The organism is Kocuria oxytropis (assembly GCF_040981195.1).
GTDB lineage: Bacteria > Actinomycetota > Actinomycetes > Actinomycetales > Micrococcaceae > Kocuria > Kocuria oxytropis.
This window is the reverse complement of record NZ_JAVFXA010000007.1, coordinates 180927-204526: the sequence shown is the minus strand read 5'-3', so window position 1 is coordinate 204526 and position 23600 is coordinate 180927. Positions and strand designations below refer to the sequence as shown.

Below are 23600 nucleotides of genomic sequence, written 5' to 3'. Positions count from 1 at the left end.
GTGGAACGAGATCCACCTGAAGCTGTGGCTGACCCCGTGGCCGGAGCGCAACCTCCACACCGGACCCTGCCCACCCCCAGCCACCGCCGTAACCTGATCAGCCCGCGGCACCCCGCTCGGCCTCGGCAGCAGTGACCGACTCGACCGTGACCGACTCGACCGGCCGGGGCGGCAGGTGCCGGTAGAGCGTGGTGCGGGTGATCCCGGTCTTCGCCACGATCTGCGCCATGGTGTGCCCGGTCTCGCGCAGGTGCACCGCGTAGGCCAGCTTGTCCGCATCCACCACGGAGGGCCGCCCGATCCGCCGCCCCTTGGCCGTGGCCACCGCCCTCGCGTGGGCGGCCCGCTCCAGGGTGTAGGTGCGTTCCATCTGACCGAACAAAGCCAGCAGCACCACCGCCAACTGCGCCATCGGATCATTGGGGTTGGTGGAGTCCACCTTGATCGGATCCGCCAGGTTGCGCACCCCCACCCCCCGCTCGGCCAGATCATGGATCAGGTTCAGAGTGTCGCGCACGGTGCGCCCCAGCCGGTCCAAGGTATGCACCACGATCACATCACCCTCCCGGGCATAAGCCAGCGCCGCGGTCAGCCCGGGGCGGTCAGTCGTGGCCCCGGACTTCTTGTCCACATAGATCCGCTCCGCCGCGATCCCCACCTGTCGGAGGGCATCGATCTGCCGATCGAGGTCTTGTTTGGCCGTCGAGACCCGCGCATAACCCAAATCCATGACGACAGCGTACCGAAGGTCGGATCCGTACAGCTGAAACGGGACTGTACTTTTGACCCAACTTATGGAACAGGAATCGCCGATGCCAACCTCGATCTGACGCTCTTGCGACCAACCGTCCCACTACCAAGGAAGTGGGACACCCATCTGGAGCCGTCGGCCCTCGACCGACTCGAGCTCAAGGAGAGATCTCGCATCATGTCGGGGGTAGAGCTCGGTGCGTACATTTCTGTGGTGGACCATTCCCCTTTGCAACCACACCTGATTGCCTGATCCATGGAGGGTCTGGGACGGGGGAAGAGGGGACACGTGCGGGGATCAAGGACACAGGGGCTGCTGACGGGAATGGCCGCCCCGACGGCTCTGGCGGCTGCTGGTTGCTTCGCGGCGGGGTACACGCTCCTGGGGCTGGGGCTTGTCCTGCTGACTCTTGGCCTGGTCTATGCCGGTTGGCGCGCCGTGAAGCGCGGCCGGACGACCGAAGCGATGGATGCCAAAGCAGAGTACGACCGCTTGCACGAGAGGGAGCATCACGACGAGTCCAACTGAGCCGACGGAGCCCGGGGTGGGTGCTTCCAACCGGGAAGCCGGCGCGCCCGGCGGTGCTCACCAGGTCGAGGCCGGGACGGGCTCTGCGCATCACCTTCGTAGTACTTCGTGAGATCCGTCGTGAGGTGTTGTGCTCCGCGCTTCGGACGGGCAGATCGACAGGGGGCATCGTGGCCGCGGGAAAAGCGCCGATCAGCGGGAGCATCGCCATCGTCTTGGGCGTTCTGGCTGTGACCCTCTTGGTCGTCGCGATTTTCGACGGAGTCACCTGGAGCACTGTGGTGGGCGCGTTCCTCAACTTCACGATCTTCGTCATGGTGTGGCGAGGTGCGAAGAAGCAGGATCGGGAATACCAAGAGCGCGTGGAACGCCTGGAGGAGCGCCTGAGAGGCGATTAGTTGTACCTCAAAGCCCCGGAGCCTGCCCCATGCGCGTCGACACCACCACTGGTCCGGCTGATCGGACCACGCACTCTCGAAGCCGTCAATCAGCTCTGGGAGAAGCGCGCCACTTATCACTGCGGTTCATATGCGGAGCCTGGAGTCTCGCGGTTGCAAATAATTTCGACGAGACGTCTCGCGTCCCATTCTTCAGAACACCTGAGCCTGTCCCCGTCGTCCGCCTGACCCACCTCTTTCGCCTGGTCCGGGGGTGCGCCGATGGCGCCTGGTGCGGCAGTCCCCGCATGCTGGATGAGCACTTTGCAGGCCCCGTCATGTCGTCGCCGGCACCTTCCCCCGCCGAGCACGAGGGCGGACAATCCCCCCATGACGACTCTCACGCCCTGCCTGTGGTTTGACACGGAAGCCGAGGAGGCGGCGAACTTCTATCTCACCGTGTTCCCCCGCTCCCGGATCACCGGCATCACCCACTACGGCGAGGCCGGGCCACGGCCGGCGGACATGGTGCTGACGGTGGAGTTCGAGCTCGACGGGAATCCGTTCACCGCGCTCAACGGCGGCCCCGAGTTCCGCTTCACCGAAGCCGTGTCCTTCCAGATCGACTGCGCCGATCAGGCGGAGGTCGACCGGTACTGGGATGCCCTCACCGCCGACGGCGGTGAGGAGAGCATGTGCGGGTGGCTCAAGGACAAGTACGGACTGTCCTGGCAGGTGGTGCCCCGCAGGCTGGTCGAGCTGCTGTCGGATCCCGACCCGGGTCGGGCGCAGCGGGTGATGGCCGCGATGATGCCGATGCGCAGGCTCGTCGTCGCCGATCTGGAGGCCGCCGCCGACGCCTCCTGAGGAACGGAGGACATGCCTGGAAGGGCCGTGGGCCACCCGGTCAGTGCGGATCCGGGGCGTGCCCGTCGAACCGGTCCCGGGTCGTCCTCACGGTGAGGCTCAGAACCATGTCACACACGGCGAGAAGAGGGACGCACATGAGTGCACAGGTCGTGACGACGATCGACACCGTGATCGAGGCTGAGCACGAGGAGGACCTCATCGAGGGATTCCGTCGGATGACGGCAGGTCCCCGGCCCGAGGGCCTCATCCGCTCGGAACTCCTCCGGGGACAGGGCGGTGCGTGGCGGATCCAGACGACGTGGCGGGACCGAGAGGCCCTGCTGGCTCTGCGCGCCACCGGCGAGCCTCCGGCGGCCGTGGCCCTTCTCGACCGGCTGGGAGCCCGGCACTCCCACACCGTGCACACGGTGGAGCACAGCATCACGGCATAGGGACTCGGGCACACCGGAAAGGCGCCTGTACCCCATGCCCCGTGGACCGCTCGCTCCGGTCCGCATCCCGGCCATCTGGCCCCGGACGACCGGGACGACCTGGACCTCACCCTCCGGGCGTCACAGCCCCTCGTGGGCCATGTTCGCGAAGCGCGAGTAGTGACCCTGGAACGCCACCACGATCGTCTTGGTGGGACCGTTGCGGTGCTTCGCCACGATCACGTCGGCCTCGCCGGCGCGCGGCGACTCCTTGTCGTAGACGTCGTCCCGGTGCAGCAGGATCACCATGTCGGCATCCTGCTCGATCGAACCCGACTCGCGGAGGTCCGAGACCATCGGCTTCTTGTCCTGGCGCTGCTCCGAGCCACGGTTCAGCTGGGACAGCGCGATGACCGGGACCTCGAGCTCCTTGGCGAGCAGCTTCAGGGCACGGGAGAACTCCGAGACCTCCTGCTGGCGGGACTCGACCTTCTTGCCCGAGCTCATGAGCTGGAGGTAGTCGAGCACCACGAGCTTCAGGTCGTGCTTCTGCTTGAGCCGGCGGCACTTCGCCCGGATCTCCATGAGGGACATGTTCGGGGAGTCGTCGATGAACAGCGGCGCGGAGTCCATCTTGCCCATCGTGGTGGCGATCTTCGCCCACTGCTCGTCCTGCAGGCGGCCCTTGCGCAGATCCTGCATGTTCAGCGTGGCCTCGGCGGAGAGCAGGCGCATGGCGATCTCGTTGCGGCTCATCTCGAGGGAGAAGATCACCGTCGTCTGGTTGTGCTTGATCGCCGCGGACCGCGCGACGTCGAGGGCCAGGGTCGAGTTGTGCGTGGGGATGAACGTCCGTCCGGCCAGATACAGGTGTGAGGGATGGTCGATCTCGATACACCGCACCGGCACGCACTCCATGGGCTCGACCGAGGTGATGAAGCGCTGAGAGCGCTTCGGGGTGGAGCGCGCATCGCGCTCCTTATGCATAATTTGTTTGCGGCTCAGACCGAACACCTGATCGGCCGTCGAAAACGTCACGAGATAGGCGGTGGACGAGGCTTCGCTCCGTCCTTTGACTCTTTTCTCGGCCCACCCTGATCGGTATCCCAGCGAATGGACCAGTTCACGCACGTCCTGTGCCAGTCGTCGGTTTGTCACCGCGAACTGGACGCAACCCGCATTGGTCACGGTCCCGTCGGTGTCCAACAATCCGGCGAGCAGTTCTCGGCGCTGGGTTTCACTGGCTCTCAGGTACGGCAGGGGAATGTGCTTGTCGCCGAGCACGCCCAGCGCACGCAGGCGGCCTTGGAGTGACGCCTTTTGCTGGTGGCAGGCGAGGCACCGCAAACCTCCAGTACAGGCACCACCGCAGTCAATACACGTAGCCCTTACCTTCGTCGCCAGTTCCCCTTTGAGCTTGCCGCCGCAGGTCTTGGAGCACGTGCGGACATTTCTGTCGGTGTGAGTGAAGGGTTGGTCACAGACCTCGCATTGACCGTGCAACACCCGCTCTTCTCTAGGCAGGCCTATGGCATGGGTGATTCCGGAAACTGGGTGGATTTCATATCCCTCCGCCGATACACGCATCAGAACCTCATCGTCGGCGCTGGTGATGCGTGCCGCCCTCGAGTGACCGTCGCCGAGCCACGCGCCGAGTGTGTACGGCTCAATCGTTAACTCTCTGGGAGCCAACTGCAATGCCGAGGCATTCTTCACGCTGTGATTGAGCCTGGCTTCCTTGGTGGTACAGCGCAATGTCGAACGAATGTCGGCCGTCGTCCGGATTTCGGCAAAGGTCTGCTGATTCTTCGCCCGGCTGTATTTGGCCATCGCGGCCTGGGCAGATTTCCGGGACGAGCGTGTGTCCGTCAACCACTCGTGCTGCTCGTCGGCCACGATCTCCGAGCCGTCGTCGAAGGTCACCCGGTAGCAGGGGCGGTCGGTCATGACCTCGGTCGCCGCGACCACTCGGGTTGGAGTGCCGTCGGCGGCGATGACGTCGTCCCCCACCTGGACCTCACCCATGGTGGTCCACCCGGTGGGAGTAGGGATCGCGGTGTCCAGGGCGAGCGCCTTGCCCATGGCCGGCCTCGCCGCGATGACGATCATCTGACCGCCCTGGAAACCCTGGGTCAGCTCGTCGAGCTCGATGAAGCCGGTGGGCACCCCGCGCATGCCCTCGCCGCGGGAGCCGGCGGCCTCGATCTCGTCGACCGTGGACTCGATGACTTCCTTCAGCACCGTGTAGTCCTCGGAGGAACGGCGCTCGGCCACCTGGTAGATCTCGGCCTGGGCGGCGTTGACGATGTCGTCGACCTCGCCGTCCGAGCTGTAGCCCAGCTGCACGATCTTGGTGCCGGCCTCCACGAGCCGGCGCAGCACGCCGCGCTCGCGCACGATCTCGGCGTAGAAGCCGGCGTTCGCCGCGGTGGGCACGGAGGAGATGAGGGTGTGCAGGTACGCGGGACCGCCGACGCGCTCGATCTCGCCGCGCTTGGTGAGCTCGTCGGCCACGGTGATGGCGTCGGCGGGCTCGCCGCGCCCGTACAGGGAGATCACGGCCTCGTAGATGGACTCGTGGGCGGGCTTGTAGAAGTCGACGCCGCGCAGGACCTCCACCACGTCCGCGATCGCGTCCTTGGACAGCATCATCCCGCCGAGCACGGACTGCTCGGCGACGTTGTCCTGCGGCGGGGTCCGGCCGAACTCCCGGTCGCTCCCGGACGAGCGCTCCGACACCATCGACACCTGGTCCACCTCTCCTCGCACCACCTGCGGACGGCAGGGGCGCACACGACGACGACGACGCCGCCCCGGCCTTCCGGGCAGCCCCTCCATTCTCGCACCGACTGCGGACACCGCTTGCCGCCCGGGCCGGTCCGTGGACACCATGGACCATGACGCTCAGCACAGATCTCAGCGGGCCCTGTTCGTGGGACGTCCGGACCACCCGGGCGGAGCTGGCGGCGGGCCGGATCAGCCACGTGGAGCACGTGGACGCCCTGCTGAAGCGCCTGCCCACGGCGCAGCGGCTGGGCGCGGTGATCAGTGCTGACCCGGAGCTGGCCAGGGCGCTCGCCCACTCCCTGGACCGCCGGGAGACGCGGGGCCCGCTCACGGGCATCCCGCTGGCGGTCAAGGACATCGTGGACGTCGCGGGCTTCCCCACCACGGGCGGGACCCGAGCGCTCGAGCAGGACGTGGTGACGCGGGACGCCCCCGCGGTGGCCCGCCTGCGTGAGGCCGGGGCCCTGTTCACCCTGAAGACCAACCTGCACGAGCTGTCCTTCGGCATTACCTCCAACAACGGCTCGTACGGCCCGGTGCGCCACCCCGCGGACCCGGCGCTGAGCCCGGGCGGCAGCAGCGGCGGCTCGGCGGTGGCCGTGGCGGTGGGCCTGGTCCCGGCGGCGGTCGCCGCGGACACCGGGGGCTCGGCCCGCATCCCCGCCGCCCTGTGCGGGATCGTGGGGTTCCGGCCCACGCTGGGGCGCTACCCCTCCCGGGGCGTGCTGCCGATCGCGCACTCGCGGGACACGATCGGGCCCATGGCCCGTACCGTGGACGACGTGGTGCTGCTGGACGCCCTGCTCGCCGGGGAGCACCCGCGCGGCGTGCCCGGTGCACGGCACCTGGAGTTCGACGACGAGGGCCCGGGGCCGCTGCACGGCGTCCGGCTCGGCGTGCCGGAGCTGTTCCTCGAGGACCTCGAGCCGGGCGTGGACGCGGTCATCGGGGCGGCCCTGCGAGCGCTCGAGGCCTCCGGGGCGGAGCTCGTGGGAGTCGACCTGCGGCCCGCCCGCGAGCAGGCCGCCGCGGCGGGCATGACGATCGCGCTGCACGAGTTCCTGCCGGACCTCGAGGCCTACCTGGACGCGCGCGGCACGGGGCGCTCCCTCGACGAGGTGCGGGACGGGATCGGCAGCCCGGACGTGCGGCGGATCTGGGAGCTGGCGCAGGTGTTCCGCGCGGCCGAGGACGAGTACCGGGCGGCCCAGGAGCAGCGTCGGCTGGCCCAGCGGCTGTACGCCGGGCTGTTCCGGGACCGGGGGGTCACGGCCCTGGTGCAGCCGACGTGCCCGCTGACGGCCCGGCCGATCGGCGACGACGAGACCGTGGAGCTCAACGGCCGGCGCGTGCCCACCTTCGAGACCTTCACCCGCCACAGCGACCTGGCGGGGATCCTCGGCACCCCGGGGATCAGCATCCCGGCCGGACACACGGCGGAGGGCCTGCCCGTGGGCCTGGAGCTTGCGGCGGGGCCAGGGACGGACGCCGTGCTGCTGGACCTGGCGCGCACCGTGGAGGCGCTGCTGCACGACCAGTGAGGCGGGGCGGCCAGTGAAGCGGGGCGGCCAGTGAGGTTGCGCGACCGGTGAGGCGGGGCGATCCCTTTCGGGGGACACCGCAACGATTCACAGCCACAACCATTGACGAATCCAACGGTACCCCTCTACGGTGAGGGCACCGACGTGCGTGATGCATGTCACAGCGGAGTCGCCGGCGCCGGGCGCCGGCCGGACCGACCCGAGGAAGAGGACCACCATGAAGCACCCGTTCGCCGGAGCAGCCGCCGTCGGAACCGTCCTGACGTTCGCCCTGACCGCCTGCGGCGGCGGGGGGACCACCGGCGGGGGCGGGGAGCAGCTCCAGCCCCTCACCATCGGCGTCATCCCCATCGCCCCGTCCGCGCCCGTGCAGCTGGCCCTCGACGAAGGCATCTTCGAGGAGCACGGCCTGGACGTCACGATCGAGACCGCCCAGGGCGGTGCGGCCATGCTCCCGGCCGTCTCCGGCGGGTCCATGGACATCGGCGTGGGCAATCCGCTCTCGGTCATCCTCGCCAAGGACCAGGGCCTCGACATGAAGATCCTCAGCGGCTACAGCAGCTCCCTGCCCGAGGGCGAGGACATCACCGGTGTCGCCGCCAACCGGGACGCAGGCATCGCGTCCTGGGCCGACCTGGCCGGCAAGCGGGTCGCGGTGAACACGATCAACGGCCAGGGGGACCTGACCATCAAGGAGGCCGTGAGCCAGGACGGCGGCGACCCCGAGGCCGTGGAGTTCGTGGAGATGCCGTTCCAGGACATGCCGGCCCAGCTGGAGCGCGGGGAGATCGACGCCGCCTGGGTCCCGGAGCCGTTCCTGACCCAGCTGATCAACGGCGAGCAGACCGAACTGGTGGGCTACAACTACCAGGACACGGTCCCGGGCCTCGACACCATGGTCACCTTCAGCAGCGCCTCTTTCGCCGAGGAGAACCCGGAGGTCCTCGAGAACTACGACGCCGCCATCGAGGACGCGCTCCAGTTCGCCCAGGAGAATCCCGACCGGGTGCGCGAGACCATCGTGAGCTTCCTCAACATGCCGGAGGAGGTCGCCGCGGACCTCCGGCTCGAGGAGTTCGACGCCGAGGTGGACCGCGACGAGCTCGAGACCCTCTCGGAGCTCATGCTGAAGTACGACGTGATCTCGAACGAGGCGAACCTGGACGAGATCATCCAGGCCGACTAGACCTGCGGGCCCGGCCGCGCCGGCGAGAAATCGTCGGCGCGGTCGATGGCCTCCGCGGTCAGCCGCCGGCCGAGTTCGACGAGCTCCCCGGCACGGTGGAAGTCCAGCAGCCGACCGGCGCTCTTCGGCACGGTGATGAGGAGGTCCGGCGGGTACCCGGCCAGCCGGTAGCGCAGCACCATGGACTGCAGCACCTCAAGGGAGAGCTGCATGACGTCGAGCGTGCGCAGCCCCGACGGCAGGACGCCGAACCCCTCGGAGACGAGCTCCTCCCCGGCCTCCTCGACCACGTCCTGGACGAGGGCCTCCGCCACGTCCGCCGGGACGGGCCCGGACGGGCGCAGGAAACGACCCGGGACGCCTCGGGTGCGCGTCTCGGCGAAACGCTCCAGCACGCTGCGCGTCAGCTCGCGGTCCAGGACGTGGGCGGCACCGCGGCGGAACCGCTCCGCCCACTCCTCCGCGGGACGCGCGGCGGCCGTCTCGTGCGCGGGGACCCTGCCCTCCCCCGAGGGCTGCCCCCCGGACAGGGAGACCGCCACCGTCACGTCCGCCCGGGTGGCGACGGTCGCGGCGATGGGCACCGGGTTCATGATGCCCCCGTCGGCGAGCAGCCGCCCGTTGAGCATCACGGGCGTGATGATGCTGGGCAGGGCGATCGAGGCGCGGACGGCCACGTCCACCGGTCCTTCCTGGAACCAGACCTCCTTGCGGGCGAGCAGGTCGGTGGCCACGGCGGTGAAGGGGATGGGCAGGTCCTCGATCAGCGTGCCGTCGAGCAGCTCGCGCACCTTCGCCATGATCTTCTCGGCGCGGATCACGCCGGGGGCCGAGGGGGACGGGTCCAGCAGCCGCAGCACGTCACGCTGGCTCAGCCCCAGCACCCACTGCGTGTACTCCTCCAGCCGGCCGGCGGCATGGAGACCGCCCACGAGCGCCCCCATGGAGCTCCCGGCGACGGTCACGACGTCGTAGCCGCGCTCCTCGAGGACCTGCAGCACGCCGATGTGCGCGTAGCCGCGGGCGCCGCCGCTGCCCAGCGCGAGGGCCACACGGGTGCGTGGAGGCATCCGACGCTCCTCTCCGGCGGGGACACCCGGCCGCCGCGGCCGGGTGCCACCGAGCCTAGCCCCCCGACCCCGTTGCAGGGACCCGGTGCGACCCCCGGGAGAGCCGGCAACCCTACCATCCACGGGAGTTTTCCACCCTGTGGACAACCGGTGGAAAACGCCGGGGACGGCTGTGCACAGGTTGGGGAGAAGCCTGTGGACATTTGTCCACAGGCCGTCCACAAATCCGTGCTGACCTGCAACGATGTCGGTGCACACCCTGTGCAGGGCGGGGTGGGAGATGTCCCCTGCCATCCACAGCGACGTGTTCTTCGACTCGTCCGCGGACCCCGGCAGGAGGGCTGTGGGGACAGCCGGCCGCGCGGGCGCGGGAGGGGACTGCCGGACCAGGGTCGTGTCGGGCTCAACACGGGCGACACGGCCACGCACGTGCTGTTCGTGGAGCTGAACCAGGGTCCCCCGCGCGCTCAGGAGACCGAGGCGAGCAGGGCCAGCCACAGCAGCGGGTGGCACAGCACCGACAGGCCCAGCAGCACGAGGAACCGGACCCGGGCGGCGGCGAAGCCGACCGCCCCGGCGAGGGCGACGACCGCCGTCACGGTCGCCCCGACCGCCGCCGCGACGAACCCGAGCACGAAGAACGTCATGGACGTCTCGGGTCCCGCGGAGTTGCCGCCCAGGAACGCCACGGCGAAAGCCACTACGGTGAAGAGCAGGCAGCCCACGCCGAACCAGTACAGGGCGGACGGGGTGACACGGGAGATCAGGGACGGCATGCCCCCATTGTCCCCCGGACGGCCCCGCCGGTCCCGCCCCACGAGCCCCGCACGCCCCGACCCGCCGAGGAGATCCCCGTGGACGACGACCAGCGCAGGTGGGAGGACCGCTACGCCTCCGGAGCGTCCTCTCCCGACGGAGCCCAGCCGCACCCCGAGGTCACCGCCCTCCTGGCCCGCACGGCCCGGGAGCCCGGCGGCGGTCCGCCCACGGCCCTCGACCTCGGGGCCGGCACGGGCCGCCACACCCTGGCCCTCGCGGCCGCGGGCTACGACCCCACCGCCGTGGACTTCTCCCCCAGCGCCGTGCGGATCGTCCGGGAGGCCCTGGCCGAGCGCGGTCTGCCGGGCCGGGCCCTGATCGCGGACCTGCGGGCCTGGGCCCCCGAGCAGGAGCAGCGCTCCGGACCGGACGCCGTGCCGCCGCGCTTCGACCTGATCGTCTCGGTGTACGTCCAGCACGACCTGTCCCTGCTCCGCCGTGCCGCCGAGTGGCTGGTCCCCGGCGGTCGGCTGCTGTGGATCACCCACGCCCCGGCCAGTGTGGACGGCCCGCCCCCGGCCGTGCCCCGGCCGAGCCTGCAGGAGACCGTGGCCGTGCTCGAGGGCAAGGGGCTGGACCTGCTGCGCGCCGAGCAGGTGCGCACCACGGAGACCGCGCTCGACGTCGTCGTCGAGGCCGTCCGGCCCCGCTGACCGTCCGCGCCGCCGGCGCCGTCCGGCGAGGCTGCCGCTCCGGAGCGTCCGACGACGCCGACAGACCGGACCGTCCCGCGACACTCCCCGCCGGGACCGCCCCACGACGCTGGCCGCGCTGCCCGCCGGGGCCCGGAGCGCAGGAAGGGCCCCCGCGGCGCACCGCGGGGGCCCTTCCTGTGCTCGGACGGTCCGGAGGGACCGATCAGGCCGGGACGACCTCGAACTCGACGTTCGCGTTGACGTCCTCGTGCAGGCGCACGGAGGCCTGGTACACACCGGTGGTCTTGATGTGCTGGTTCAGCTCCACCTTGCGCTTGTCCACGGCGCCGAGACCGGCGGCCTCGACGGCCTTGGCGACGTCCTCGGCCTTGACGGTGCCGAAGAGGCGGCCCTCGGAGCCGGCCTTGACCGGGATGGTCACGGTGGCGGAGGTCAGCTTCTGGGCCAGGGCCTGGGCGTCCTCGAGCGAGGCGACCTCGCGCGCGGCGCGGGCGGCCTTGATGCTCTCGATCTGCTTCTCGCCGCCGCGGGACCACGGGGTCGCGAAGCCGCGCGGGAAGAGGTAGTTGCGGGCGTACCCGTTCTTGACCTCGACCACGTCACCGGCAGCGCCGAGACCCGTGACCTCGGTCGTCAGGATGATCTTTGCCATGAGTGTCTGTCCTCTCTGATCAGCGGCCGGCGCCGGAGTAGGGCAGCAGCGCGACCTCGCGGGCGTTCTTGATCGCCAGGGCGATCTTGCGCTGCTCCTGCACGGTCACACCGGTGACGCGGCGGGCGCGGATCTTGCCGCGATCGGAGATGAACTTGCGCAGCAGCGCAACGTCCTTGTAGTCGATCTCAGTGACTTTGGCAGCCTTGAGCGGGTTCTGCTTTGGTTTGGGCTTACGGAGTTCAGCCTTGGCCATCGTGGTGCTCCTTGTTCTTCGAGTGGAGCCCGCGGCTGGTCACCGCGGGATGGGGTGGATGGGAAACGTGCGGAAGGTCTAGAACGGCGGTTCGTCGTCCTGGCCGCTGCCCCAGTCGTAGTTCCCGCCGGAGGACTGGCTCCAGGGGTCGTTCTGGGGTGCTGCCTGCGGGGCGGACTGGCGCCCGCCCCCGGGGCGGCCGCCCTGGCCGAAGCCGGCGCCACCGCCCTGCTGGCCGCCGCCGAACCCGGAGTCGCCCCCGAATCCGCCGCCGGCCGGGGCGCCGGCGCCGAAGCCGCCGCCCTGTTGGCCGCCGCCACCGCCGCCGAAGCCGCCGCCCTGCCCGCCGGAGCGGGCGTTGCGGTTGACCTTCGCCGACGCGTAGCGCAGCGAGGGACCGACCTCGTCGACGTCGAGCTCGGTGACGGTGCGCCGCTCGCCTTCCTTGGTCTCGTAGGACCGCGACTTGAGCCGACCCTGGACGATGACGCGCATGCCCTTCTGCAGGGACTCCGCCACGTTCTCGGCCGCCTCGCGCCACACGGAGCAGCGCAGGAACAGGGTCTCCCCGTCCTTCCACTCGTTGGACTGGCGGTCGAAGGTGCGGGGCGTGGACGCAACGGTGAAGTTGGCCACGGCCGCACCCGAGGGGGTGAAGCGCAGCTCGGGGTCAGCGGTCAGGTTGCCGATTACGGTGATGACGGTGTCACCAGCCATGTGGACCTCCCGGGTCGAGGGTGTTCGCGGTCGTGCGGGACGTGCTGGGATCTCTCAGCATCCCACCGGGGGCCCGTCGCGGCGCCCTCGATGGTCAGTCTGTGAAGTCCTTACTCGGCGGAGATCTTCTGCTCTTCGGGGCGGATGATCTTGGTGCGCATGATGGCCTCGTTGAGGTTCAGGACGCGGTCGAGCTCCTGGGTGGTCTGCGGGGTCGCGGTGAAGCGCACGACGGCGTAGATGCCCTCTGTCTTCTTCTGGATCTCGTAGGCCAGGCGACGACGGCCCCAGATGTCGACGTTGTCGACGGTCCCGTTGTCCTTGGTGACGACGTCGAGGAACTTCTTGAGAGTCGGCTCCACGGCACGATCCTCGACCTCGGGGTTGATGATCACCATCAGTTCGTACTCACGCATGGAAAGAACCCACCTCCTTCGGGCTGAGCGGCTGCGGTCCTTCCGCAGCAGGAGGTTCTGTAGCGTCGTCCGCGCGCCGGCACCGCGTGTCGGGCGGCGGGCACACAGACCTCGCAACACTACTACATCCGCGGGCCGGCGCGGAACGGGGCCCTCACCAGCGGGAGGCGCTGCGGGCGATGGAGGCGTTCACGAGGGCCGTGCGGAACGGCATGGTGAAGACGTCCACGAGCATGAGCAGCGCCCACGGGATCAGGAAGAGGATCCCCACGCCGATCCCCGCGAGGCTCCAGCCCAGGCCGCCGAGGAGGAGGTAGATCAGGCCCCAGACCGGCTGGCGCAGGTAGAACTTGTGGATGCCGAGCCAGCCCAGGAAGAACCAGAGGAGGTAGGCGAGGACCACGGACTTCCCGCCCACCACGCCGATCACGGGCGGTCCGGGGTACGGGGCGCCGGACGGCTGCCCGTAGGGCGCCCGGGAGTACCCGGCGCGGCCGGGGTCGTTGTTCAGCGGGACGGGACGGTAGTACTCGGGCTCGGGAGCCACGGGGGTCCTTTCGGGACGGACGGGGGCGTCGCGGGGATCCCCGGCGGGATCCCGGAGGGCGCTCCACGGCGGAACCGCCCGACCGGTGCAACCGCCGGCCCGCGGGCCGTATTCCGGACCGGGGCCCCGGGCGGGCGGCCGACACGAGCGTCCGGTCGATTAGGTTACGCTTTCCTTATCAAATGATCGTCGCGCGGTCCCCGAGCGCCGCGCCCGCAGGAAGAGGTCCCGATGCGCCGTCGTTCCCTGTATGCCACCGCCGGCATCCTCACCGCGCTGACCACCCTGGTCACGGGGTGCGGCACGCTCGGTCTGGGCGAGCAGCCCGCCGATCTGCAGATCTACTCGGCGCGGCACTACGACCTCGAGGGCGCGTTCGGCCAGTTCACCGAGGAGACCGGCGTCACCGTCGAGTTCATCACCGGGGACGACGCCGAGCTGCTGGAGCGGCTCAAGGCCGAGGGGGACGACAGCCCGGCGGACGTGTTCATGACCGTGGACGCGGGCAACCTGTGGAACGCCGCCCGGCAGGACGAGCTGGCCGAGATCGACTCCGCGGCCCTCCAGGAGGCGGTCCCCGAGGACCTGCGCGACCCCCAGGGCCGGTGGTACGGCCTGGCGATGCGCGCGCGCACCGTGACCTACAACCCGGACAACGTCGACCCCGCGGAGTTCGACACCGAGGAGACCTACGCGGGCCTGGCCGACCCCAAGTGGCAGGGCCGGCTGTGCATGCGGGACGCCACCTCGGCCTACACCCAGTCCCTCGTGGCGAGCCTGATCGACCTGCACGGCCGGGAGCGGGCGCTGGAGATCGTGCAGGGGTGGGTCGACAACGACGTCCAGATCATGAGCAACGACATCCTGCTGCTCGAGGCGATCGACGCCGGCACCTGCGACGTGGGGATCAACAACCACTACTACCTGGCGCGCACCCTCGCGGAGAACCCGGACCTGAACGTCGAGCTCTTCTGGGCCAGCCAGGACGGCGCCGGCACGCACGTGAACATCTCGGGGGCCGGCGTGGTCGAGGGCTCCGACAACCCCGAGGACGCCCAGCGGCTCATCGAGTGGCTCGCGACCGACGGCCAGAACGCCTTCGTGGACGCCAACCACGAGTTCCCCGTCAACCCGTCCGTGGAGCCCGCGCCCAGCATCGCGGCCTTCGGCGAGTTCGAGCGGATGCCCCTGAACGCCGAGGCCTACGGGGACCTCAACGCGGAGGCCGTCGACCTGATGGCCGAAGCCGGCTACCAGTGACCGAATCCGCCGTCCTCGCGCAGTCGGGGACCCCGGCCCGCCGTCCGCGCCGGGCGCCCGGTTCGGGGCGCCCGGCGTGGTCGGCGCTCGTCGTCGTCGTCGCCGTGGTGGTGGCCACGCCCGTCCTGGCCGTGGTCGTGGACGGACTGGGCAGCCTGGGCTCCGCCGCCCCGCCGCGGGACCTGGGCCGGATGGTGCTCACCACGCTCCTGCTGATGCTGGGCGTGGGCGCGGGCACCCTCCTGGTGGGCGGCGGGCTCGCCTGGCTCGTGACGGCCTTCCGCTTCCCCCTGCGGGACGTGCTCGTCTGGCTGCTGGTCCTGCCGCTGGCCATGCCGGCCTACATCCTCGGCTTCGTGTTCCTCTCGGTCTTCGACGTGTCCGGGCCCGTGCAGGGGGCCCTGCGCGCCGTCCTGGGCCCGGACGTGTGGGTGCCCGAGGTCCGCTCGCTGCCCGCCGCGGTCCTCGTCATGTCCCTCACGCTGTACCCGTACGTCTACCTCCTGGCGCGCTCCGCGCTGGTCGAGCAGACCACCGGGACCTACGACGCCGCACGGACCCTGGGCGCCGGCCGGGGCCGCGCGCTCCGGCGGGTGCTGGTCCCCCTGGCCCGGCCCTCCCTCGCGGCCGGCCTGGCGCTCGTGATGATGGAGACGCTCACCGACTTCGCCACGGTGCAGTACTTCAACGTGCAGACGGTCTCCGTGGGGGTCTACCTGGTCTGGAAGGGCACCTTCGACTTCCACTCCGCCACCCAGCTCGCCGTGCTCGTGCTGCTGTTCGCCGTGGCCGTGCTGACCGGCGAGCGGCTGCTCCGGGGCCGGGCCCGGTTCCACCAGCGGGGCGGACGCGGCCAGGGCCTGCAGCCGCGGCGGCTCACCGGCTGGCGCGCGTGGGGCGCCACCCTGCTCGCCCTCGCCGCGCTCTCCGCGGGGTTCATCGTGCCCGTGCTGCAGCTGCTCGTGTGGGCGGTCGGGGAGGCCGTGGGCAACCCCGCCTCCCTCTCGGACCCGCGCTTCGCGCAGTACCTCGGCAACAGCCTCGTGGTCGCCGGGATCGCGGCCCTGGCCTGCGTGGCGCTCTCGCTCGCGGTCGCCCACGGGGTGCGGATGGGCGGCGGCCGCGCGGTGGCCCTCGCGGCGCAGCTCACGACCTTCGGCTACGCCGTGCCCGGCGCCGTGGTGGGCATCGGGGTGCTCATCGCCTTCGCCGGGCTGGACACCGCGCTCGAGCGGGCGGGCGTGCCTGGGGGCACGGGCCTGCTGGTGACGGGCTCGGTGCTCGGCATCCTCTACGCCTACGTGATCCGCTTCCTCGCCCCGGCCTACCAGGCCGTGGACGCGAGCCTCGCCAAGATCTCCCCGACCGTCACCTTCTCCGCCCAGAGCCTCGGCGCGTCCCCGCTGCGGGTCCTCACCCGGGTGCACCTGCCCATCGCCCGGCCGGGGGTCGCCACGGCCCTGGTCCTGGTGATGATCGACGCCGTCAAGGAGCTGCCCATCGTGCTGCTGCTGCGGCCCTTCGGCTTCACCACCGCCTCCGTGTGGGTCTACGAGCTGGCGCGCGAGAACTTCTGGGAGAAGGCGGCCCTGCCCGCGCTCGTGATCGTGGCGGCGGCCGTCGTGCCCGTGTTCTTCCTCGTCCGCCAGGCCCACCGGGCGGACCGCCAGGGAAAGGTGTCCCCGTGACCGCGCAGACCACGAGCCCGCAGACCGTCTCCGGCGGCGGCGGCACCGTGCCCGCCCTCGTCCTGGAGCGGCTGAGCAAGCACTACGGGGCCTCCGTGGGCGTCAGCGGGCTCGAGCTGACGGTCCCGCCCGGCGAGCTGGTGACGCTCATCGGCCCGTCCGGCTGCGGCAAGTCCACCACCCTGCGCCTGGTGGCGGGGCTCGAACGCCCGGACGAGGGCGAGATCCGCATCGCCGGGGACGTGGTGGCGGGCCGGCACCGGTTCCAGGAGCCCGAGCGCCGGCGCGTGGGCCTCGTCTTCCAGGACCACGCCCTGTTCCCGCACCTGACGGTCGCGAAGAACGTGGCCTTCGGCCTGGACCGGCTCCCGCGCGCCGAGCGGCGCTCCCGCGTGGGCGAGGTCCTCGAGCTCGTGCGGCTGGGGCACCTCGCGCACCGCTACCCCCACGAGCTCTCCGGCGGCGAGCAGCAGCGCGTGGCCCTGGCCCGGGCGCTCGCCCCGCGCCCCGCCGTGGTGCTCCTCGACGAGCCGTTCTCGAGCCTCGACGAGTCGCTGCGCGCGCAGGTGCGGCGGGACACCGTGGCCACGCTGCGCGAGACGGGCACCACCGCCGTGCTGGTCACGCACGACCAGACGGAGGCGCTCTCCGTGGGCCACCGCGTGGTGGTCATGCACGACGGTGTGATCGAGCAGGCCGACACCCCGGAGAAGGTCTTCGAGCAGCCCGCCACCCGCTTCGTGGCGTCCTTCATGGGGGACGCGGACTTCCTGCCCGCCCGCGTCCACCGCGCGCTGCTCACCTGCGAGATCGGCATCGTCTCCACCGTGCCCGGGTGGGCGGACAGCGACGTCGACGTGGACGTGGTGCTGCGGCCCCACGAGGTGGCCCTGCGCCCGGACCCGGCCTCCCCCGCCCGGGTCAGCGCGGTCGAGTACCACGGCGCGTTCGTGCTGCACCACGTCCGGCTGGCCTCCGGGCGCACGCTGCGCTCCTGGCAGCCGCACAACGTCCGCCATCCGGTGGGGACCCCCGTGGCGGTCACCGTCACCGCCGGGACCACCCCCACGCTGCTCGTCGACGACCGGGCCGTCACCGCCCCGCCCCCACGGTCCCCGGACGGCAGCTCGAACCGGCGGTCCCGCATGTCGGACGAATTAGGCAAGACTTTCCTTCGCTAACAGTTTTCCCTACCCTGGTGCAGGTGAGCCTCCAGCCTGACCTCGCCCGGGTCCCCTTCGCCGCCGACCTCGCCCGCCACGGGGACCGCCCCGCCGTCCTCACGGACGGTCAGGTCCTGAGCTACCGGGACCTGGCCCGGCGCGTCGAGGACGTGGCCGCGCTGCTGGGCACGGAGCGCCGGCTGGCGGTGCTGGCCGCGTCCAACGACGTGGACTCCCTCGTGGCCTATCTTGCGGCCCTCACGGCGGGACACCCGCTGCTGCTGGTCCCGGCGGACAAGCCGGCCGCCGTCGAGCAGCTCGTGGCGGCCTACGACCCCGACGTGGTGCTGCGCTCCGGGAACGGGAGCCCGATCGTCGAGCAGCGGCGCCCGGGCACCCGGCACGAGCTGCACCCGGACCTCGCGCTGCTGCTGAGCACCTCCGGCTCGACCGGCTCCCCGAAGCTCGTGCGGCTCTCGCACGAGAACCTCGCGGCCAACGCCGAGTCGATCGCCGCGTACCTGGGCATCGGGCCCGACGACCGGGCCGCCACCACGCTGCCCATGTCCTACTGCTACGGGCTGTCCGTGCTCAACAGCCACCTCCTGCGCGGCGCCGGGCTGGTGCTGACGGACCTGTCCGTGGTCGACCCCTGCTTCTGGGACCTGGTCCGGACCCACCGGGCCACCTCCTTCGCCGCCGTGCCCTACACGTTCGAGCTGCTGGAGCGCGTCGGGTTCGCGGAGCAGGACCTGCCGCACCTGCGCTGCGTCACCCAGGCGGGTGGGCGGCTCGCCCCCGAGAAGGTCCGGCAGTGGGCGCGCACGGGCCGGCGCCGCGGCTGGGACCTGGTGGTCATGTACGGGGCCACGGAGGCCACCGCCCGGATGGCGTACCTGCCCCCGGAGCTGGCGGTGGAGCGCGCCGGGACCATCGGCGTGCCGATCCCGGGCGGGCAGTTCCGGATCGACCCCGTGGAGGGCCTGTCGGACGGGGAGCTGGTCTACAGCGGCCCCAACGTCATGCTCGGCTACGCCGAGCGCCCGGAGGACCTCGCCGCCGGGCGCACGGTCGAGGAGCTGCGCACCGGGGACCTGGCCCGCCGGCACCCGGACGGGCTCTACGAGGTCGTGGGGCGGCGCAGCCGGTTCGTCAAGATCGTGGGCCTGCGCGTGGACCTCGGCCAGGTCGAGCGGATCCTCGCGGACCTCGGCGTGAACGCGGCCGCCGCCGGCTCCGACGAGCGGCTGGTCGTGGCCGTCGAGGGGGAGCAGGACCCGTCCCTGCTCGCCAAGCTCGTCGCCGAGAGCATCGGCCTGCCGCGCCCGGCCGTCGAGCTGCACGCCGTCGACCGGCTGCCCCGCCTGGGCACGGGCAAGGTGGACTACCCGGCGGTCCTGGCCCTCGCCGCGCCGCCCGCCGCGGCGGCACCGGCCCCGGCCCGGGCCGAGGGCCCCGAGGACGTCCGCCGGATCTTCGCCGAGGTGCTCGACCGTCCCGACGTCGGCGACGACGACACGTTCGTGTCCCTGGAGGGGGACTCGCTGTCCTACGTGGCGGCCTCGGTCCGGCTCGAGCAGGCCCTCGGGCACCTGCCCCCGGACTGGCACCTCACCCCCGTGCGGGACCTGGTCCCGCGGACCGCCCGGCGGGGGCGGGGCCCCGTCTCGTTCCTGGAGACCGGCATCGTGCTGCGGGCGGTCGCCATCGTGTGCATCGTGATCACGCACGTGGAGATCTTCACGTTCCAGACCGCCCACGTGCTCTTCGCGGTGGCGGGGTACAACTTCGCGCGCTTCCAGCTGACCGGGGCCCGGGTCCCGCGGCTGGGACGCCAGCTGCGCAGCCTGGGACGGGTCGTGGTGCCCTCCGTGGCGTTCATCGCCCTGGCCCACCTGCTCACCGACGACTACACGCTCGCCAACGTCCTGCTGCTCAACGGCATCGTCGGGCCCCAGGAGCTCACCTCCCAGTGGCACTTCTGGTTCGTGGAGATGCTCGTCTACGTCCTCGTGGCCGTCACCGCCCTCATGGCCCTGCCCTGGGCCGACCGCGCCGAACGCGCCGCCCCCTGGCTCTTCCCGCTCGGGCTGCTCGCGATCGGGCTGGTCAGCCGGTACGACATCGTGGACCCGGGCCTGCCCAAGCCCGCACCGGTGTTCTGGATCTTCGCCCTGGGCTGGCTGGCCGCCCGGTCGCGGAGCACCCTGCAGCGCGCCCTGGTGAGCCTCCTGACCCTGCTCACGGTGCCGGGCTACTTCGACAGCGCGGTGCGGGAGACCACCCTGGTCGCCGGGATCCTGCTGCTGCTGTGGGTGCCCACCCTGCCGGTGCCCGTGGGCCTGCGCCGGGTGACGGCCCGGCTGGCGAGCGCGTCCCTCTACGTCTACCTCACCCACTGGCTGGTCTACCCCGCGCTGGTGCCGGTGAGCCCGGTCCTGGCCGTGCTCGCCTCCCTCCTGGTGGGCGTGGGCTACTGGGCCCTGACCGAGCGGGTGCTGGGCGGGCTCCGGCGCCGGTCGGTGCGCAGCGCGGAGCCGTCCGTCGGGGAGCCGCTCACGGCTGCTCCAGGCCCACGCTGATCTGCGCGCTCTGCCCCGTGGAGCGCACGCCGGCGCGGACGGGGAACTCGATCCGCTCGGTGACCGTCCGGCCGTCCTCCTCGTAGCTCAGCCGCGCCACGGCGGGCCGGTACGGGTCCGCCGTCCAGTGCAGCGGGTCCGCGGGGTCCTGCACCAGGACCAGGGCGGGCCGGGAGACCAGCCGCCACCGGACGCCGGTGACCGCCGGGCCCGGGTCCCCGGACGCCGCGGCGGAGGGAGCGAGGGGCGCCTGCGGCCCCGCCCAGCGCCGGGACGAGGGGCACTCCTCGGAGACCAGCTCCGCCGCCTCCGCGCAGCCCTCCAGCCACTCCTCGATCCGCTCGTCGACCTCCTGCCACATCCGCGGGGCGGGTGCGATCCGTAGCGCCACCGTGGCCGGCTGCGGCTCCCGGAACGCCACGGTGTGCGGTTCCAGGGGCGGGTCCGCCACGTAGTAGGAGTCGCCGGGCAGCCCGATCGCGTAGTCCCCGGGCAGGGCCTCGAACCGCCACGTGCCGCCGGGGCCCTCGGGATCGGGCACCCGCTCGTCGGCGTCCGGGCGGACGCTCTGCCCGTTGACGGAGAGCTCGTCGAGCGGGGCCGGCAGGTGGACGGCCAGGGGGGCCGCGTCCGGGGAGTCCAGCTGCCACTGGTCGTTGAAGGGACCGGTGCGCCGCTCCTGGTGCACCGGGTAGACGTGGACCTCCTCCCGGCCCCGGGCGCCGCCGGGCCCGTCCCACCACACGCGCACCCGGACCTCGGCGCGGCTCCCGCTGCGCTCCGTGCCCAGGATCTCGTGGCCGGCGACCCTGCCCGCGGCGTTGCGGTACACGCGGTTCGAGAAGATCGTCAGGGTGGGGTCCGCCACGACGGCCTCCGTGCGGGACAGCAGCTGCCGCGAGCGCCCGCTCTCGAGCCCGTCCAGCCACGTCCGCACCGGGTCCTGCGGCTCCCGGTCGACGAAGACCCAGTTGACCGCGGAGCTGAACACGCTCACGAGGACCACCACGACCGTCAGCCAGTGCAGCAGCGTCCGCCGCAGGCCGCGGGCGTCGACCGCGGAGAGGGCCTGGCCCGCCTCCCGCTCCCGTGACACCGGCACCGCAGCTCCCGTCCCTGTCGGTCCCGCCGGCGCCCGCGCCGGCGGCGGCGGGCCGTGTCCCGGCCCCGCCCGCTCACATCGTAGGGCCGGGGCCGCGCGCGCGGCGGGAGGACCGTCAGAGCGCGCGCCTCCGGGTGACCAGGACCCCGGCGGTCACGAGCACCAGGCCCCAGGCGCCGTAGACGAGACCGGACTCCACGTGGGTGAGCACGGCGTCCGAGGGCTGGTACATCGCGGTCAGCTGGGCGCCCGCCGCCGCCGGCGAGTAGGGCTTGACGTCGTCGAGCCACTCGAAGGAGAGCGCGAAGAGCACGATCTCGAGGACCATCAGCAGCACCACGAGCACCACGATGCCCCAGGTGGTGGACTTCAGCAGGGCGCCCAGGCCGAAGCCCAGCCACGAGGTGATCATGTAGAAGACGCCCACGGCCAGGACGTTGAGCAGCACGGCCTCCTGCAGCAGGTCGTAGCCCAGGTCCCCGCCGGCCAGGATGGGCTGGACGAGCAGGTGCGAGAGCAGGGCGCTGAGCAGCCCGAACGCGAACGTGACCGCGGAGAGCACCGCCGCCTTGGCGAGCATCACCGGCGTGCGCCGCGGGACGGCGGTCATGGTGGTCTGGATGGAGCGGGTCGAGTACTCCGAGCCGATCGCGAGCACGGCCAGCGCGCCCAGCAGCAGCATCACCAGCTGCAGCCCGCCGTTGGCGCTGGACATGGCCATGTACTCGCCGAAGCCCATGCCGTCCGGCAGGGACAGCCCCGAGCCCTCCGTCATCTGCTGCTCGGACTGGGCGACGAACTCGTCCTTCTGCTGCTGGACGTCCTCCTCGGTGAGCCCGAGCTCCTCGGGGCTGCGCCCGTCCAGCATCGCGTCGACCTGCTCCTGGGCGGCCTGCTCGTTGAAGTCGATGAAGGTCAGCGCGCTGGAGGCGGAGAGGGCGGCGAAGCCGAGGGAGAGCACCAGGGCGATGCCCAGGAGGATCCAGTGCGAGCGCAGGGACCGGAACTTGATCCACTCCGAGCGCAGCACCCGGACGGAGCTCAGGTGCACGCGGGACGCGTGGCGGGACGGCCCGGCGGGGTCGGGGGTGCCGGCCTGCGGGCGGGGTGCGGTCGAGGTGCTGGTGCTCATGCTCGGTCTCCGGTTCGTGCGTCGGCGCCCGCCCAGGGCGCCGGGTCGGTCGGTGCGGGGGCGCCGCCGGAGCGGTACTCGACCTCGTTCTGCGTCATGGCCATGTACACGTCCTCGAGGCTCTCGGTGAGGGGCGTCAGCTCGTGCACCAGCACCCGGTGGGCGAGCGCGGCCTCGGCGATCCGCAGCGGCTCCGGCCCCGTGACCAGCAGGCCGTCGTCGTCGAGGTCCGTGATGCCGGCGTCCGTGCCCTCGAGGGCGCGGCGCAGGGCCGGCCGGTCGGTGGTGCGCACCCGGGTGCGCGTGCGGCCGCCGGCGAGGATCTGCTGGATGGGCGCGTCCGCGAGGATCCGGCCGCGGCCGATCACCACGAGGTGGTCGGCGGTCTGGGCCATCTCCGACATGAGGTGGGAGGACAGGAAGACCGTCCGGCCCTCGGCGGCGAGGTACTTGGCGAGGTGGCGCACCCACACCACGCCCTCGGGGTCCAGCCCGTTGACGGGCTCGTCGAGGATCACCGTGTGCGGATCGCCGAGCAGGGCCGCGGCGATGCCGAGCCGCTGGCCCATGCCCAGGGAGTAGCCGCCCACCCGCTTGTCGGCCGCGGCCCCGAGCCCGGTGAGGTCCACGACCTCCTGGACGCGGGACCTCGGGATGCCGTGGGTGGCGGCGAGCGCGGCGAGGTGCGCACGGGCCGTGCGGCGGGGGTGGACGGCCTTCGCGTCCAGCAGCACCCCGACCTCCGCGAGCGGCGCCCGGTGCTGGGCGTACGGCCTGCCGTTGACGCTCGTGCGGCCCCGGGTGGCGGACTCCAGCCCGACGACGAGGCGCATCGTGGTCGACTTGCCGGCCCCGTTGGGCCCCAGGAACCCGGTGACCCTGCCGGGGCGCACGGTGAAGCTGACGTCGTCCACCGCCGTCTTGCCGCCGTAGGTCTTCGTCAGGTTCTCGATCTCGATCACCGGCGCTCCTCCCGAGCACTCGTCGGACTTCTCCGCGTCCAACCTACGGGAGAGCCGGTGCGCGGGGGCACCGCCGGGAGGATGAGTCCGCGCGGGCGTGGCGCGGGCGGACTCCCCCTCCCGGCGGA

22 protein-coding genes are annotated in these 23600 nt (G+C 71.6%); 10 read left to right on the top strand and 12 right to left on the bottom strand.

What is annotated here, in order from left to right; translation table 11 throughout:
* Window positions 1-97 precede the first annotated feature (97 nt).
* A complete protein-coding gene (locus QYM41_RS09550) occupies window positions 98-730 on the bottom strand; it encodes a recombinase family protein (RefSeq protein WP_017831921.1) in 633 nt (210 codons plus the stop codon).
* Between the two features lie 719 nt (window positions 731-1449).
* Here QYM41_RS09550 and QYM41_RS09545 point away from each other — a divergent pair.
* From QYM41_RS09545 to QYM41_RS09535, 3 genes are all read left to right on the top strand, one after another.
* Window positions 1450-1677, top strand: a complete 228-nt coding sequence (locus QYM41_RS09545; RefSeq protein ID WP_368799506.1) for a hypothetical protein — start codon at window positions 1450-1452, stop codon at window positions 1675-1677.
* Window positions 1678-2046: 369 nt separating this feature from the next.
* The gene (locus tag QYM41_RS09540; protein WP_368799505.1) at window positions 2047-2523 is read left to right on the top strand and encodes a VOC family protein; all 477 of its coding nucleotides are present in this window, start codon (window positions 2047-2049) and stop codon (window positions 2521-2523) included.
* 137 nt (window positions 2524-2660) lie between these two features.
* Window positions 2661-2957 carry an antibiotic biosynthesis monooxygenase gene (locus QYM41_RS09535; RefSeq protein WP_368799504.1) on the top strand — a complete coding sequence of 99 codons (297 nt, stop codon included), beginning with the start codon at window positions 2661-2663 and terminating at the stop codon, window positions 2955-2957.
* Between the two features lie 120 nt (window positions 2958-3077).
* Here QYM41_RS09535 and dnaB read toward each other — a convergent pair whose 3' ends face one another.
* Window positions 3078-5678 (bottom strand): replicative DNA helicase, encoded by a 2601-nt coding sequence (gene dnaB, locus QYM41_RS09530; protein ID WP_368799518.1) that lies wholly within the window; start codon window positions 5676-5678, stop codon window positions 3078-3080.
* Between the two features lie 155 nt (window positions 5679-5833).
* Between dnaB and QYM41_RS09525 the strand changes: the two genes are divergently transcribed.
* Window positions 5834-7264 carry an amidase family protein gene (locus QYM41_RS09525; RefSeq protein WP_368799503.1) on the top strand — a complete coding sequence of 477 codons (1431 nt, stop codon included), beginning with the start codon at window positions 5834-5836 and terminating at the stop codon, window positions 7262-7264.
* A 217-nt stretch (window positions 7265-7481) separates the two neighbouring features.
* Window positions 7482-8450 carry an ABC transporter substrate-binding protein gene (locus QYM41_RS09520; RefSeq protein ID WP_368799502.1) on the top strand — a complete coding sequence of 323 codons (969 nt, stop codon included), beginning with the start codon at window positions 7482-7484 and terminating at the stop codon, window positions 8448-8450.
* Here the strand turns inward: QYM41_RS09520 and QYM41_RS09515 are convergent.
* Together QYM41_RS09515 and QYM41_RS09510 are read right to left on the bottom strand one after the other, a co-directional pair.
* The gene (locus QYM41_RS09515; RefSeq protein ID WP_368799501.1) at window positions 8447-9520 is read right to left on the bottom strand and encodes a patatin-like phospholipase family protein; all 1074 of its coding nucleotides are present in this window, start codon (window positions 9518-9520) and stop codon (window positions 8447-8449) included. The two genes, QYM41_RS09520 and QYM41_RS09515, sit on opposite strands and share 4 nt — an antisense overlap.
* Window positions 9521-9987: 467 nt before the next feature.
* The gene (locus tag QYM41_RS09510) at window positions 9988-10296 is read right to left on the bottom strand and encodes a hypothetical protein (protein WP_368799500.1); all 309 of its coding nucleotides are present in this window, start codon (window positions 10294-10296) and stop codon (window positions 9988-9990) included.
* Window positions 10297-10374: 78 nt separating this feature from the next.
* Here QYM41_RS09510 and QYM41_RS09505 point away from each other — a divergent pair, with 78 nt between their 5' ends.
* Entirely contained in the window at window positions 10375-10992 is a 618-nt protein-coding gene (locus QYM41_RS09505) for a class I SAM-dependent methyltransferase (RefSeq protein WP_368799499.1), read from the top strand.
* A gap of 205 nt (window positions 10993-11197) precedes the next feature.
* Here QYM41_RS09505 and rplI read toward each other — a convergent pair whose 3' ends face one another.
* The 5 genes from rplI to QYM41_RS09480 all read right to left on the bottom strand — a co-directional run bounded on the left by rplI (window position 11198) and on the right by QYM41_RS09480 (window position 13583).
* The gene (gene rplI, locus QYM41_RS09500; RefSeq protein WP_298587300.1) at window positions 11198-11647 is read right to left on the bottom strand and encodes a 50S ribosomal protein L9; all 450 of its coding nucleotides are present in this window, start codon (window positions 11645-11647) and stop codon (window positions 11198-11200) included.
* A gap of 19 nt (window positions 11648-11666) precedes the next feature.
* A complete protein-coding gene (rpsR, locus tag QYM41_RS09495; RefSeq protein WP_017835048.1) occupies window positions 11667-11903 on the bottom strand; it encodes a 30S ribosomal protein S18 in 237 nt (78 codons plus the stop codon).
* Window positions 11904-11981: 78 nt separating this feature from the next.
* On the bottom strand, window positions 11982-12620 hold the full coding sequence (locus QYM41_RS09490) for a single-stranded DNA-binding protein (protein ID WP_368799498.1): 639 nt from the start codon (window positions 12618-12620) through the stop codon (window positions 11982-11984).
* Window positions 12621-12730: 110 nt separating this feature from the next.
* Window positions 12731-13036: a 30S ribosomal protein S6 gene (gene rpsF / locus QYM41_RS09485; RefSeq protein WP_058873271.1), complete on the bottom strand. Its 306-nt coding sequence runs from the start codon at window positions 13034-13036 to the stop codon at window positions 12731-12733.
* Between the two features lie 154 nt (window positions 13037-13190).
* The gene (locus tag QYM41_RS09480; protein WP_368799497.1) at window positions 13191-13583 is read right to left on the bottom strand and encodes a TM2 domain-containing protein; all 393 of its coding nucleotides are present in this window, start codon (window positions 13581-13583) and stop codon (window positions 13191-13193) included.
* A gap of 231 nt (window positions 13584-13814) precedes the next feature.
* Here QYM41_RS09480 and QYM41_RS09475 point away from each other — a divergent pair, with 231 nt between their 5' ends.
* Genes QYM41_RS09475 through QYM41_RS09460 form a run of 4 tightly spaced genes read left to right on the top strand, consistent with a single transcriptional unit; the run spans window position 13815 to window position 20276 of the window.
* Window positions 13815-14843 (top strand): extracellular solute-binding protein, encoded by a 1029-nt coding sequence (locus QYM41_RS09475; RefSeq protein WP_368799496.1) that lies wholly within the window; start codon window positions 13815-13817, stop codon window positions 14841-14843.
* Entirely contained in the window at window positions 14840-16531 is a 1692-nt protein-coding gene (locus tag QYM41_RS09470) for an ABC transporter permease (RefSeq protein ID WP_368799495.1), read from the top strand. Before QYM41_RS09475 ends, QYM41_RS09470 begins: the two co-directional genes overlap by 4 nt.
* Entirely contained in the window at window positions 16528-17712 is a 1185-nt protein-coding gene (locus tag QYM41_RS09465) for an ABC transporter ATP-binding protein (protein ID WP_368799493.1), read from the top strand. Before QYM41_RS09470 ends, QYM41_RS09465 begins: the two co-directional genes overlap by 4 nt.
* Before the next feature lie 23 nt (window positions 17713-17735).
* Window positions 17736-20276, top strand: coding sequence for an AMP-binding protein (locus QYM41_RS09460; protein WP_368799492.1), 2541 nt, complete (start codon window positions 17736-17738; stop codon window positions 20274-20276).
* Here the strand turns inward: QYM41_RS09460 and QYM41_RS09455 are convergent.
* The 3 genes from QYM41_RS09455 to QYM41_RS09445 form a co-directional block, all read right to left on the bottom strand.
* Complete coding sequence (locus QYM41_RS09455; protein WP_368799491.1) at window positions 20251-21378, bottom strand: hypothetical protein; 1128 nt, start codon at window positions 21376-21378, stop codon at window positions 20251-20253. The two genes, QYM41_RS09460 and QYM41_RS09455, sit on opposite strands and share 26 nt — an antisense overlap.
* Before the next feature lie 115 nt (window positions 21379-21493).
* Window positions 21494-22510, bottom strand: a complete 1017-nt coding sequence (locus tag QYM41_RS09450; RefSeq protein ID WP_368799490.1) for an ABC transporter permease subunit — start codon at window positions 22508-22510, stop codon at window positions 21494-21496.
* Window positions 22507-23472 (bottom strand): ATP-binding cassette domain-containing protein, encoded by a 966-nt coding sequence (locus tag QYM41_RS09445; protein WP_368799489.1) that lies wholly within the window; start codon window positions 23470-23472, stop codon window positions 22507-22509. The genes QYM41_RS09450 and QYM41_RS09445 overlap by 4 nt, the downstream gene beginning before the upstream one ends.
* Window positions 23473-23600: the final 128 nt, after the last annotated feature.

Bases quoted from the DNA above. Each gene is read 5' to 3' on its own strand.
- QYM41_RS09520 (WP_368799502.1), top strand. From the start codon at position 7,482: ATGAAGCACCCGTTCGCCGGAGCAGCCGCCGTCGGAACCGTCCTGACG.
- rplI (WP_298587300.1), bottom strand. From the start codon at position 11,647: ATGGCAAAGATCATCCTGACGACCGAGGTCACGGGTCTCGGCGCTGCC.
- QYM41_RS09525 (WP_368799503.1), top strand. From the start codon at position 5,834: ATGACGCTCAGCACAGATCTCAGCGGGCCCTGTTCGTGGGACGTCCGG.
- QYM41_RS09510 (WP_368799500.1), bottom strand. From the start codon at position 10,296: ATGCCGTCCCTGATCTCCCGTGTCACCCCGTCCGCCCTGTACTGGTTC.
- rpsF (WP_058873271.1), bottom strand. From the start codon at position 13,036: ATGCGTGAGTACGAACTGATGGTGATCATCAACCCCGAGGTCGAGGAT.
- dnaB (WP_368799518.1), bottom strand. From the start codon at position 5,678: ATGGTGTCGGAGCGCTCGTCCGGGAGCGACCGGGAGTTCGGCCGGACC.
- QYM41_RS09490 (WP_368799498.1), bottom strand. From the start codon at position 12,620: ATGGCTGGTGACACCGTCATCACCGTAATCGGCAACCTGACCGCTGAC.
- QYM41_RS09515 (WP_368799501.1), bottom strand. From the start codon at position 9,520: ATGCCTCCACGCACCCGTGTGGCCCTCGCGCTGGGCAGCGGCGGCGCC.
- rpsR (WP_017835048.1), bottom strand. From the start codon at position 11,903: ATGGCCAAGGCTGAACTCCGTAAGCCCAAACCAAAGCAGAACCCGCTC.
- QYM41_RS09450 (WP_368799490.1), bottom strand. From the start codon at position 22,510: ATGAGCACCAGCACCTCGACCGCACCCCGCCCGCAGGCCGGCACCCCC.
- QYM41_RS09540 (WP_368799505.1), top strand. From the start codon at position 2,047: ATGACGACTCTCACGCCCTGCCTGTGGTTTGACACGGAAGCCGAGGAG.
- QYM41_RS09535 (WP_368799504.1), top strand. From the start codon at position 2,661: ATGAGTGCACAGGTCGTGACGACGATCGACACCGTGATCGAGGCTGAG.
- QYM41_RS09475 (WP_368799496.1), top strand. From the start codon at position 13,815: ATGCGCCGTCGTTCCCTGTATGCCACCGCCGGCATCCTCACCGCGCTG.
- QYM41_RS09550 (WP_017831921.1), bottom strand. From the start codon at position 730: ATGGATTTGGGTTATGCGCGGGTCTCGACGGCCAAACAAGACCTCGAT.